At 35.5% G+C, this 265-nt stretch carries 1 protein-coding gene; it reads left to right on the plus strand.

Annotated elements, in window-relative coordinates; genetic code table 11:
* Positions 1-56: 56 nt before the first annotated feature.
* A partial coding sequence (locus tag AAEY79_RS15230; protein ID WP_352289321.1) for a hypothetical protein occupies positions 57-265 on the plus strand: 209 nt, incomplete at its 3' end.

Below are 265 nucleotides of genomic sequence, written 5' to 3' on the forward strand. Positions count from 1 at the left end.
ATCAAGAAGTATCAATTAAGTCTTATGCCACACAATATGCTCAAGGCAGAGTCTGTTTGTTAGACAGTACAGTGACCTATCAAGCGGCTGATATTGCAGAAAAAGATGAGAATGGGAATGTGATTACTACAACACCAGATCCTAAAGGGTTCTCTGAAAAAGCGCCTATTTATTTAGAATCTAATTGGATATCAACTGAAGATCTAAACTATAACTATACGTTAGATCAAGACGAAGATATTAATCGAAATAGTCAGTTAGATGC

The sequence above is a fragment of the Psychrobacter sp. GW64-MNA-CIBAN-0177 genome, assembly GCF_040309585.1.
Lineage (GTDB): Bacteria > Pseudomonadota > Gammaproteobacteria > Pseudomonadales > Moraxellaceae > Psychrobacter > Psychrobacter okhotskensis.